11 protein-coding genes are annotated in these 10,592 nt (G+C 74.3%); 8 read left to right on the top strand and 3 right to left on the bottom strand.

Annotated elements, in window-relative coordinates:
* Window positions 1-102 precede the first annotated feature (102 nt).
* Window positions 103-375, bottom strand: a complete 273-nt coding sequence (locus tag DKT69_RS13445) for a flavin reductase (RefSeq protein ID WP_109801904.1) — start codon at window positions 373-375, stop codon at window positions 103-105.
* 371 nt (window positions 376-746) lie between these two features.
* Between DKT69_RS13445 and DKT69_RS13440 the strand changes: the two genes are divergently transcribed.
* The 3 genes from DKT69_RS13440 to DKT69_RS13430 all read left to right on the top strand — a co-directional run bounded on the left by DKT69_RS13440 (window position 747) and on the right by DKT69_RS13430 (window position 2,596).
* A complete protein-coding gene (locus DKT69_RS13440; RefSeq protein ID WP_109801903.1) occupies window positions 747-1,514 on the top strand; it encodes a helix-turn-helix domain-containing protein in 768 nt (255 codons plus the stop codon).
* The gene (locus DKT69_RS13435) at window positions 1,505-1,696 is read left to right on the top strand and encodes a DUF397 domain-containing protein (RefSeq protein WP_109801902.1); all 192 of its coding nucleotides are present in this window, start codon (window positions 1,505-1,507) and stop codon (window positions 1,694-1,696) included. The genes DKT69_RS13440 and DKT69_RS13435 overlap by 10 nt, the downstream gene beginning before the upstream one ends.
* Before the next feature lie 135 nt (window positions 1,697-1,831).
* Window positions 1,832-2,596 (top strand): crotonase/enoyl-CoA hydratase family protein, encoded by a 765-nt coding sequence (locus tag DKT69_RS13430; RefSeq protein WP_109801901.1) that lies wholly within the window; start codon window positions 1,832-1,834, stop codon window positions 2,594-2,596.
* A gap of 8 nt (window positions 2,597-2,604) precedes the next feature.
* Here DKT69_RS13430 and DKT69_RS13425 read toward each other — a convergent pair whose 3' ends face one another.
* Window positions 2,605-4,092, bottom strand: coding sequence for a dihydrolipoyl dehydrogenase family protein (locus tag DKT69_RS13425; RefSeq protein WP_109801900.1), 1,488 nt, complete (start codon window positions 4,090-4,092; stop codon window positions 2,605-2,607).
* Window positions 4,093-4,183: 91 nt separating this feature from the next.
* Here DKT69_RS13425 and DKT69_RS13420 point away from each other — a divergent pair, with 91 nt between their 5' ends.
* The gene (locus tag DKT69_RS13420) at window positions 4,184-5,233 is read left to right on the top strand and encodes a serine hydrolase domain-containing protein (RefSeq protein WP_109801899.1); all 1,050 of its coding nucleotides are present in this window, start codon (window positions 4,184-4,186) and stop codon (window positions 5,231-5,233) included.
* A gap of 21 nt (window positions 5,234-5,254) precedes the next feature.
* Here the strand turns inward: DKT69_RS13420 and DKT69_RS13415 are convergent, their stop codons facing one another.
* Window positions 5,255-6,181: a phytoene/squalene synthase family protein gene (locus DKT69_RS13415; protein ID WP_109801898.1), complete on the bottom strand. Its 927-nt coding sequence runs from the start codon at window positions 6,179-6,181 to the stop codon at window positions 5,255-5,257.
* A gap of 64 nt (window positions 6,182-6,245) precedes the next feature.
* On the opposite strand from DKT69_RS13415, the gene DKT69_RS13410 reads away from it, so the two are divergent.
* The 4 genes from DKT69_RS13410 to DKT69_RS13395 are packed head-to-tail and all read left to right on the top strand — an operon-like array spanning window position 6,246 to window position 10,526.
* On the top strand, window positions 6,246-7,400 hold the full coding sequence (locus DKT69_RS13410; protein WP_109801897.1) for a polyprenyl synthetase family protein: 1,155 nt from the start codon (window positions 6,246-6,248) through the stop codon (window positions 7,398-7,400).
* Between the two features lie 28 nt (window positions 7,401-7,428).
* On the top strand, window positions 7,429-8,910 hold the full coding sequence (gene crtI, locus DKT69_RS13405; RefSeq protein ID WP_109801896.1) for a phytoene desaturase family protein: 1,482 nt from the start codon (window positions 7,429-7,431) through the stop codon (window positions 8,908-8,910).
* Between the two features lie 58 nt (window positions 8,911-8,968).
* Window positions 8,969-9,589, top strand: coding sequence for an isopentenyl-diphosphate Delta-isomerase (idi, locus tag DKT69_RS13400; protein WP_109801907.1), 621 nt, complete (start codon window positions 8,969-8,971; stop codon window positions 9,587-9,589).
* Complete coding sequence (locus tag DKT69_RS13395; protein ID WP_109801895.1) at window positions 9,579-10,526, top strand: MerR family transcriptional regulator; 948 nt, start codon at window positions 9,579-9,581, stop codon at window positions 10,524-10,526. Before idi ends, DKT69_RS13395 begins: the two co-directional genes overlap by 11 nt.
* Window positions 10,527-10,592 lie beyond the last annotated feature (66 nt).

The raw sequence follows: 10,592 nt of genomic DNA, 5'->3' as shown, positions 1-10,592 counted from the left end.
GGCCGCAACTGCTCGGGGTGGGCTGCGTGGTGGGCGCCGCCCTCGGCGCCACCCTGGCCCGTCGCACCTGACCCCCACCCCGGCCCGCCGCGCCCGGCGCAGTCACCGGGCGCGCGCCCAGGACAGGAATCGCTCGGCCAGATTCTCCGGCGCGGCGTGGCCGTTGAGCTGGGACAACTGCGCGCTCGCCTCGGCCATCAGGGTGCCCAGGTAGACCAGCAGCGCGATCCGGTCCTCGCGGTACTCGACCAGCAGGGACAGTCGGGCCGGCTGGCAGGGCCACTCCGCGCCACAGGCCCGGCACCGCCACAGCGGACGCATCGGCAGGTGCGGACGGGACGGGCGGCTCACCTCCCGCCGCCGTCGCGCCGCCATCCGCCGGCCCGCCAGCGCTGTGCCGGAGTCAGGTTGCCCGCTCGGCCCGGTTCGGTCGCCGGAAAGACCTGGGTGGGCCGGGTCGCCCAGCTCGGCCACTCGTTCAGCGGCGTCCGCTGCCGAGGTACCTGGATCGACCTCTCGGGCTGGTGTCGCCAGAACCGGAAACGCACGGATGGCTCCCTTCGAAGTGGTTCGAGGGGGCCGCCCCGACGTCGTTGGCGGGGCGGCCCCAGCGCTGACGCCGACCGCCGGGCTCCTCGCCTCCACCGGCCGCGCCGTCCTGCCCAACACGCTCCCTTCGGTGGTCGGACAGATACACCGCGTAGCTATATGGTCGGTGGATATTTGAGACGTCCGATGGAGGGACCGTGAACGACGCGCTGCGGGTGGCGCTCGGCGAGACCGGGCACACGACCGAATCGCTCGCCGAGCGAGTGGGCGTGGACCCGAAGACCGTGGGGCGGTGGCTCAGCGAGGGCCGCATCCCTCATCCCCGGCATCGGATCTCGGCGGCGAAGGTGCTGGGGCGGGACGTCGGGGACATCTGGCCGGACACTTCAAGACGTCGTGAGCCCGTTTGGTTCCGTCCCTGGCAGGAGATCGAGCGCGAGGCGGTGTCGCTGCGGTCTTTTGAATCCCTCGTTCTGCCGGGCCTACTGCAGACCGAGGCCTATGCCAGAGCTGTTCTCACCGGCGCCGGCACGCTGCCGAGGACCGACATCGACCGACACATCGCGTCTCGGCTCGCCCGCCAGGGCATCCTCCGACGAGAGGACCCGCCGCAGCTCACCGCCGTGATCGACGAGGGAGTTCTCCGCCGGCCCGTCGGTGGTCCGGAGACGATGCGCGAGCAACTCCACGCGCTGGTTGCCGCCTGCGCCGAACCGCACGTCCGGGTCCACGTCGTGCCGTCCTCGGTCGGCGCATACGCCGGCCTTAACGGTCCGTTCGTGATCGCGGCCTGCCCGGACCACCGACTCGCCGGCTACCTCGACAACCAGCTCCAGGGACAAGTGGTTAGCGACGTCGATGAGATCGCGGCGATAATGGCCGCGTGGGAGAACGTGCGCGGCGAGGCGTTGTCCCACTGGCAGTCGGTCGACCTCATCAGGGAAGTGGCGGAGACATGGAGCTGACGGGCGCCCGGTGGCGCAAGAGCAGCCGCAGCAGCGGCAACGGCGGCAACTGCGTCGAGGTCGCCGACAACCTCCCCGGCCTGGTCGCGGTCCGCGACTCGAAGAACCCGACCGGCCCGGCCCTCACCTTCACCCTGGCCGCCTGGCGGGCATTCGTCGCCGAGATGCGCGAGCGCTCCTGAGGCTGGCCGACACCCGCGATTCGTTCACGTCATCAGCTTCGTAGCGAACGCGGGCCTTGACCTGACCTGTTGAAGGGGCAGCACGGCGCGGCGGAAACCTGGCGTGCCGGCGTCGTCGGCGGGCATGCTGACCCGATGGGCGTACGCGTGGAGCACGACGGGCCGGTGACCACGGTGATCCTGGACCGGCCGGCGGCCCGGAACGCCGTCGACGGACCGACCGCCCGGGCCATGGCGGACGCGTTCCGCGCCTTCGAGGCGGACCCGGATGCGGCGGTCGCCGTGCTCTGGGGCGCCGGCGGCACGTTCTGCTCGGGCGCCGACCTGAAAGCCATCGGCACGCCGAGCGGCAACCGGGTCGAGCCGGAAGGTGACGGTCCGATGGGCCCCACCCGGATGCGCCTGTCCAAGCCGGTGCTCGCCGCGATCTCCGGGTACGCCGTGGCCGGCGGCTTGGAGCTGGCGCTCTGGTGCGACCTGCGGATCGCCGAGTCCGACGCGGTGCTCGGGGTCTTCTGCCGGCGCTGGGGCGTCCCGCTGATCGACGGTGGCACGGTACGGCTGCCCCGGCTGATCGGTGAGAGCCGGGCGATGGACCTGATCCTCACCGGCCGGCCGGTCCCCGCCGAGGAGGCGTACGCGATGGGCCTGGTGAACCGGCTGGTCGCGCCGGGTGACGCCCGGGCGGAGGCCGAGCGGCTGGCCGCCGAGATCGCCCGGCACCCGCAGACCTGCCTGCGCAACGACCGGGCCGCGCTGCTCGCCAACGCCGGCCTGCCGGAGCCGGAGGCGATGGCCACTGAACTGGCCTTCGGCATGGAGTCCCTGATCACCGACGCGATGCGCGGCGCCGCCCGGTTCACCGCCGGCGCCGGCCGGCACGGCGAAACGCCGGACTAGACCGGGCGTCACTTCAACTGGCGGAGGGCGTCCTCGATGGCGCGGTGGAAGGTCGGGTACGCGTAGATCATGTGCCGGAGCTGGCTGACGGGCACCGCCGCGTGCACCGCCACCACCAGCCCCGACAGCACCTCGCCGCCGGCCGGGCCGACCGAGGTCGCGCCGATCAGCACGCCCTGGTCGGCGTCGGCGATCAGCTTGATGAAGCCCTCGTTGCCGGCCTTGTGGATCCAGCCGCGGGTGGACGACGTGAGGTCCGCGTACCCGACCTGGACGTTGATGCCGCGCTCACGGGCCTGCTTCTCGGTGAGCCCGACCGCGCCGACCTCAGGGTCGGTGAAGGTGACCCGGGGCAGCGCTCGGTAGTCGGCGCGCGGGATGCTGCCCGGCGCGGCGGTCGCCCCGCCGGCGCTCATCGCGCCGCCGACCGCGCTGGCCACCCCGGCCGGGCCGCCGGCCACGCTGGCGGTGCCGCTGGGGTCCGGGCCGCCCTTGGTGCGCCGCATGTGGTCCAGGACGTCAGCGACGACGATGCCCGCCTGGTACATGGCGATGTGGGTGAACGCGCCCTCACCGGTCAGGTCGCCGACCGCCCAGATGCCGTCGGCCGCGTGCATCCGCTCGTCCACCGGCAGGTAGCGCTGGGACGCGTCGACGTCCACGGTCTCCAAGCCCAACTCCTCCAGGTGCGCCCTGCGGCCGGTCACCACCAGCAGCCGCTCGGCGGTGAATTCCGCGCCGCCGGCCCCGTGCACGGTGAAGCTCTGCCCGTCGTGGCTGACCCGCTCCGCCCTCACCCCGGTGGCGATGGTCACCCCGTCGGCGCGCAGCGCCGCCGCGGCCACCTCCGACGCCTCCGGCTCCTCGACGGCGAGGACCCGGTCCGCCGCCTCGACCACGGTCACCTGCACGCCGAACCGGGCGAAGACCTGGGCGAGTTCCAGCCCGATCGCGCCGCCGCCCAGCATGAGCAGCGACTCCGGCAGCGCCTCCACCTCGATGGCCTGGTGGTTCGTCCAGTACGGCGTGTCGGCCAGCCCATCGATCGGCGGGATCGAGGGACGGGTGCCGGTGCCGAGCACGACCCCGTACCGGGCCTGGAACATCTGATCGCCCACGCGGACCCGGCCGGGCCCGTCGAGCCGGCCGCTGCCCCGGACGAACCGGCCGCCCTTGCCGACGAAGCGGTCCACCGCCACCTTGTCGTCCCAGGTGTCGGTGGCCTCCTCCCGGATCCGCTTCGCCACCGGCGCCCAGTCAGGCTGGACCTGCGCCGCGCCGGCGAGCTCGTTGACCCGGCGCGCCTCGGCGAGGGCGTTCGCCGCCCGGATCATCATCTTGCTCGGGACGCAACCCCAGTAGGGGCACTCCCCGCCGACCAGGTCCCGCTCGATCCCGACGACGGTGAGACCGGCCTCGGCGAGTCGTCCGGCCACCTCCTCGCCGCCGACCCCGAGCCCGACGACGACCACGTCCACCAGTTCCGGCTCCGCCATCCCGCCAGCATTCCGCACCGGCGAAGGGTCGGCCACCGCACCCACCGGAATTCCCGCGCTCGTAACACCTCCGACCCCCTACGGTGGCCGGATGCACCCACGCTTCGCCCCGGTCCGGGACTGCTTTCAGGACCTGTTCGCCGGCGGCCGGGAGACCGGCGCCGCGCTGACCGTCTGGTACGACGGCGCCCCGGCGGTCGACCTGCTCGGCGGGCCGGCCTGGCGGCCGGACACCCTGGTGAACGTCTACTCGGTCGGCAAGCCGGTGGCCGCGCTGTGCCTGCTGATGCTGGTCGACCGGAGGCGGGTCGACCTCGACGACCCGGTGGCCGCGCACTGGCCGGAGTTCCGCACCCCGGCGACGGTCCGGCAGGTGCTCAGCCACACCGCCGGGCTGCCGGCGTTCCCGGTTCCCAGGCCGGCGGAGGCGGTCGCCGACTGGGCACTGCTCTGCGCCGACCTGGCCGCCGCCGAGCCGGACTGGGCGCCGGGCACCGTCGCGGGCGAGCACGCCTGGACGTACGGGCACCTGGTGGGCGAGCTGGTCCGCCGGGTGGACGGCCGGTCGGTGGGCCGGTTCCTGGCCGAGGAGATCGCCGCACCGTGGCGCCTCGACCTGGGCTTCGGGCTCGGTCCGGCGGACCAGCGGCGGTGCGCCGACCTGACGTACGGCGATCCGGGGTGGCCGACCCGGATGCTGGGCGAGCCGGGGTCGCTGCGCGCCCGGGCGCTGGGCAACCCGGCCGGCGGCCTGGACCTGGCGGTGGTGAACAGCCCGCTGTGGCGGGGCGCGGAGGTGCCGGCGGTCAACCTGCACGCCACCGCCGCCGCCCTGGCCCGCCTGTACGCGGGCCTGCTGGCCGACGGCACCCTGGACGGGGTACGCCTGTTCAGCCGCGAGCTGGTCGCCGAGGCGACCCGGGTCCAGTACGACGGCCCGGACCTGGTGCTGGACCGGCGGGCGTCCTGGACGCTGGGCATGCAGTGGGAGCCCGACGGCAGCTGGGGCATGGGCGGGATCGGCGGCAGCAGCGCCTGGGCCGATCCCGAGCGCGGCTACACCTTCGCGTACGCCACCTCCCGACTCGCCGAGCACGACCGGGTGGACGACCTGGTGGAGGCGCTGCACTCCTGCCTCTGACCGTCCACCCGGCGCCCCGGTTCAGCCCACGGCGACCGGGGTCCGGGCCGGCCCGGGGATCACCACCGGCGCACCGGTCGGGGCGAGCAGGGCCCGCGCGGCCACCGCCAGCCGCTGCCGCCGGGGTACCACGGCGCGCCGCGCGAAGACGTCGTAGTCCTGGGCGGCCACCTCGTCGAGGATCCCGCCGTACAGCGCGTACGCGGTCCGCATGCAGGCCTGCGAGGCGGGGGCGAGCAGCGTGATGCCCGGTGCGGCGGCCGCGTAGTGGGCCTGCGCGCGGGTCACCTCGTACTCGATCAGCTCCCGGATCCTCGGCGTGGCGCGGCCCAGCGCCTTCGCCGCGAACAGGTCGTCCCGGGTGACGTCGAACCTGGCCAGGTCCTCGTCGGGCAGGTACGTCCGGCCGCGGTCCAGGTCCTCGGCGACGTCCCGGATGAAGTTGGTGAGCTGGAAGGCGACGCCGAGCTGCCGGGCCGGCTCGCGGGCGGCCGCCGGGTCGCTGCTGCCGAGGATCGGCAGCATCATGGTGCCGATGACAGCGGCCGACCCCTCCATGTAGTCGAGCAGGTCGTCGTAGCTCGGGTACGACGTGACCGTCAGGTCCATCGCCATGCTGTTGAGAAACGACGCGAAGTCGGCCCGGTCCAGGTCGAAGACGGCGATCGTGTGCAGCACGGCGGGGAGGAGCGGGTCGTCGACCGGCTCGCCGCGCAGCCCGACGAGGAAGCGCGCGGACCACTCGTCCAGCCGGGCGGCGCGCTCGGCCATCGGCAGGTCCTCGGTCCGGTCCACGATCTCGTCGGCGTACCGCGTGAATCCGTACAGGGCGTGCACATGCCGCCGTTTCCACGCCGGGAGGAGACGGGTGGCGAGATAGTAGGTGCGCCCGTGGCGTTTGTGCAGCTCCTGGCAGCGGGCGTAGGCAGCGGTGAGATCCGTGTCCACCGGCCCTCCTCGAATCCGACGCAGCAATCGACGCAACTCGTTACCCTAGGGTACGCTCGCCGACATGGCCAACGACGCAGTTGCGGCCGACGCCCTCCGCGTCGCGCCGGCACAGCCGGGAGCGACGGACGATCCGGTCCGCGACGTGCTGGCCGCGTTCACCAAGGACCTGATCAAGGGGGTCGACGACACGCTCGCGGCGTTCCTGGCCGCCGAGGTCGACTCGCTCACCGAGATCGACGCGGCGATGGGTGGCTTCGCCGCGGCGGCCCGCGACTGCGTGCTGGCCGGTGGAAAGCGGGTCCGCTCGACCTTCGCCTACTGGGGGTGGCGCGGGGCGGTCGGCGGCGACGAGTCGCTGCCGTCGGTGCTGCCGGCGCTCGCCGCCCTGGAGCTGCTGCACACGTTCGCGCTGGTGCACGACGACGTGATGGACGCCTCCGACACCCGACGCGGCCTGCCCACCGCGCACCGGGCCGCCGCCGCCCGGCACCGGGCCGCCGGCCACGCGGGCGACCCGGACCGGTTCGGCGCCGCGGTGGCCGTGCTCATCGGCGACCTCTGCATGGTCTGGGCCGACCGGCTGCTGGCGCACGCCACCGTGCCGCCCAGCCGGCTGCTCGACGTCCGGCGCTGCTACGACCAGATGCGGATCGAGACCGTCGCCGGGCAGTACCTCGACGTGCTCGGTGAGAACGACGCGGCGAACTGGTCGGTGGACCGGGCGCTGCGGGTGGCCCGCTACAAGACGGCCAGCTACACCGTGCAGCAACCGCTGCTCTTCGGCGCCTGCCTGGCCGGCGTCGCCACCGACGCGCCGCTGATCGCCGCGTACGCCCGCTACGGCCTGGCCGTCGGCGAGGCGTTCCAGCTTCGCGACGACCTGCTCGGCGTCTACGGTGACCCGGCCACCACCGGCAAGCCGGCCGGCGACGACCTGCGCACCGGCAAGCCCACCGCGCTGCTCATGCTGGCCCGGCAACTCGCCGACCCGACCCAGCGCCGGGCGCTGGACCGGGCCGGCTCGGTCACCGGGGCCGGCGAGGTGGCCCGGCTGGCCGAGGTGGTCGCCGACACCGGGGCGGCCGTCCAGGTCGAGCGGATGATCTCCGACCGGGTGGCCGAGGCGCTGACCGCGCTGGACACGGCGTCGATCGACGAGACCGCCCGCACCGCGCTGACGGGCCTCGCCACCGCCGCCACCACGCGGCGGGCATGAGGGGCGACTTTGTGAAGGAGGTGGTCACGTGCGGACCGTGAACGGACGTACCGACCGGGTGGTGGTCGTGGGCGCGGGCCTGGGTGGGCTGGCGTGCGCGCTGCACCTGGCCGGAACCGGCCGGCAGGTGACCGTCCTGGAACGCGAGCCGGTGCCCGGCGGGCGGGCCGGCCGGCTCAGCGTCGACGGGTACGAGTTCGACACCGGCCCGACCGTGCTCACCATGCCCGGGCTGATCGCCGAGGCGCTGGGCGCGGTCGGCGAGGAGCTGTCCGACTGGCTCGACCTAACCCCGCTCGACCCGGCCTACCGGGCGTACTACCCGGACGGCTCGACGCTGGACGTCATCACCGACACCACCCGGATGGCGGCCGAGATCTCGCGGGTCTGCGGCGCCCGGGAGGCCGACGGCTACCTGCGTTTCGTCGACTACGCGCGCCGGCTGTGGGAGCTGGAACGGAAGGACTTCATCGAGCGCAACCTGGATGCGCCGACCGACCTGCTCACCGGCAACCTGCTGAAGCTGGTGGCCGGCGGGGCGTTCCGGCGACTCCAGACGAAGATCAACCAGTTCTTCCAGGACCCGCGTACCCAGCGGATCTTCTCCTTCCAGGCGATGTACGCCGGCCTGGCGCCGCACGACGCGCTGGCCATCTACGCGGTCATCGCGTACCTCGACTCGGTGGCCGGGGTGTGCTTCCCGCGCGGCGGCATCCACGCGGTCTCCCGGGGGATGGCCGGCGCGGCCGAGAAGCACGGCGTGCAAATCCGGTACGGCACCACGGTGAGCCGGGTGGAGACCGCCCACGGCCGGGCCACCGGCGTGCTGACCGTCGACGGCGAGTTCGTCCCGGCCGACGTGGTGGTGCTCAACCCGGACCTGCCGGTCGCCTACCGGGACCTGCTCCCCCCGACCCGGGCGCGGAAGCTCACCTACTCACCCTCCTGCGTGGTGCTGCACGTCGGTTCCAGGCAGGGCTACGCGAAGATCGCCCACCACAACATCCACTTCGGACGGTCCTGGCGGGGCACGTTCGACGAGGTGATCCGGCGGGGCGAGCTGATGACCGACCCGTCGCTGCTGGTGACGAACCCCAGCCGGACCGACCCGTCGGTCGCCCCGGCCGGCCGGCACACCTACTACGTGCTCGCCCCGGTGCCGAACCTCCACCGGGCGCCGTTCGACTGGCGCGGGGACCTCAGCCGCCGCTACGCCGACCAGCTCGTCGACACCCTCGAGGAGCGCGGCTACGTCGGCTTCGGCGACGGCGTCGAGGTGCTGCGCGCGATCACCCCCGCCGAGTGGGAGGAGCAGGGGATGGCCGCCGGCACGCCGTTCGCCGCCGCGCACAGCCTCTTCCAGACCGGCCCGTTCCGCCCGTCGAACCTGCACCGCACGCTGGACAACGTGGTCTTCGTCGGCTCCGGCACCCAGCCCGGCGTGGGCGTACCGATGGTTCTCATCTCCGGCAAGCTCGCCGCCTCCCGCATCACGGGCGACTCCCGGTGAGCGCGAGGAGCAGCGCGGAGCCGAGCCCCGCAGTCGTGGACGAAAGGCGGTGCCGGCCATGACCGCCCGTGAGGAACACCTGGTCGAGCTGGTCGACGACGCCGGGAGTCCGGTCGGCGAGACCACCGTCGCCGCCGCCCACCAGCCGCCCGGCCGGCTGCACCGCGCCTTCTCGGTGCTGCTCGTCGACCCCGCCGGCCGGGTGCTGCTCCAGCGCCGGGCCGCCGCCAAGACCCGGTTTCCGCTGCGCTGGGCCAACTCCTGCTGCGGCCACCCGCAGCCGGGCCAGTCGCTGGTCGAGGCCGCCAACCGCCGGCTCCGCGAGGAGCTGGGGGTCGAGCCGGTCGCCCTCACCGAGATCGGGGTGTACGTCTACTACGCCGAGGACCCGGCCACCGGCCGCGTCGAATTCGAGTACGACCACGTCCTGCGCGCCGACGTGCCGGCCGAGCTGCCCACCCTGCCCGACCCCGACGAGGTGGCCGAGCTGCGCTGGGTCGAACCGGCCGAGCTGGCGGCCGACCTCGACGTCGACCCCCGCGCGTACGCGCCCTGGCTGGGCGGGGTGGTGCACCGGCTGCGGCAGTCCGGGCACCCCGCGCCGGGCACCCCCGGCGCCGCCCCGATCCCGCCCGGCGTCCCGGCGGATGAGGCGTCGGAGCGGTCGGGTGGCCGATGAGGCGCTGAGCGCGGGGGCCGTCGCGCGTCGGCTGGGCGTCGCGGTCACCACGCTCCGCACCTGGCACCAGCGCTACGGTCTCGGCCCCAGCGAGCACGTACCGGGGCGCCACCGGCGCTACACGCCGGCCGATCTCGCCCGCCTGGAGATCATGCGACGGCTCACCGCCGAGGGGGTGGCCCCGGCCGAGGCGGCCCGCTGGGCCCGGCAGACGCCGGCGGGGAGCGTCCTCGACGTCGCCGGGCCGCGGGTCCGGCCGGGCGCCACCCGGGACGGCGGCGGGATGACCATCCCGGTCGGCCGGGCCGGGCCGGTCGCCCGGGGGCTGGCCCGGGCCGCCATGCGGCTGGACGCGGTCGCCATCGGCGAGACCATCGCGCACGCCCTCGCCACCGACGGAGTGGTCGCCACCTGGGACGGGGTGCTGCGCCCGGTCCTCGTCGGAATCGGTGACCGGCACGCCGCCACCGGCGGGCTGATCGAGGTGGAGCACCTGGTGTCCCGGTGCGTCTCGGAGGCGTTCGCGGCGGCGGCCCGGTCGCATCCGGTCACCGGCCCGGCCCGGATCCTGCTCTCCTGCGCCGACGAGGAGCAGCACAGCCTGCCGCTGGAGGCGCTGGCCGCAACCCTGGCCGAGGCCGGGGTGGGCTACCGGATGCTCGGTGCCCGGGTGCCGGTGGCGGCGCTGGTCGAGGCGGTCAACCGGACCGGGCCGGCCGCCGTCGTGGTGTGGTCGCACACCCGGGCCACCGCCGACCCCGACCAGCTCTCCGCCCTCCTCGCGGCACCCCGCCGGCCCCTGCTGGTGCTCGCCGCCGGCCCGGGCTGGCCGGCCGACGCACTGCCCGCCGGGGTGGTCCGCCCGGTCGACCTGACCGAGGCGCTCTCGCTGGCGCGGGCCGTACGCGACTCGTTGGATCAGTCGACAACGGACTGACCGCCCCTCCCGGTCCCGGGCCGCGTCCCGTACCGTCGGGGCGTCCGCGTACCCCGACCCCTCTTC

The organism is Micromonospora sicca (genome assembly GCF_003172935.1).
GTDB lineage: Bacteria > Actinomycetota > Actinomycetes > Mycobacteriales > Micromonosporaceae > Micromonospora > Micromonospora sicca.
The sequence above is the reverse complement of the archived record's forward strand: the minus strand, read 5'-3'. Positions and strand labels throughout refer to the sequence as shown.

Bases quoted from the DNA above. Each gene is read 5' to 3' on its own strand.
- DKT69_RS13420 (WP_109801899.1), top strand. From the start codon at position 4,184: ATGCACCCACGCTTCGCCCCGGTCCGGGACTGCTTTCAGGACCTGTTC.
- DKT69_RS13425 (WP_109801900.1), bottom strand. From the start codon at position 4,092: ATGGCGGAGCCGGAACTGGTGGACGTGGTCGTCGTCGGGCTCGGGGTC.
- DKT69_RS13430 (WP_109801901.1), top strand. From the start codon at position 1,832: ATGGGCGTACGCGTGGAGCACGACGGGCCGGTGACCACGGTGATCCTG.
- idi (WP_109801907.1), top strand. From the start codon at position 8,969: ATGACCGCCCGTGAGGAACACCTGGTCGAGCTGGTCGACGACGCCGGG.
- DKT69_RS13445 (WP_109801904.1), bottom strand. From the start codon at position 375: ATGGCGGCGCGACGGCGGCGGGAGGTGAGCCGCCCGTCCCGTCCGCAC.
- DKT69_RS13410 (WP_109801897.1), top strand. From the start codon at position 6,246: ATGGCCAACGACGCAGTTGCGGCCGACGCCCTCCGCGTCGCGCCGGCA.
- DKT69_RS13435 (WP_109801902.1), top strand. From the start codon at position 1,505: ATGGAGCTGACGGGCGCCCGGTGGCGCAAGAGCAGCCGCAGCAGCGGC.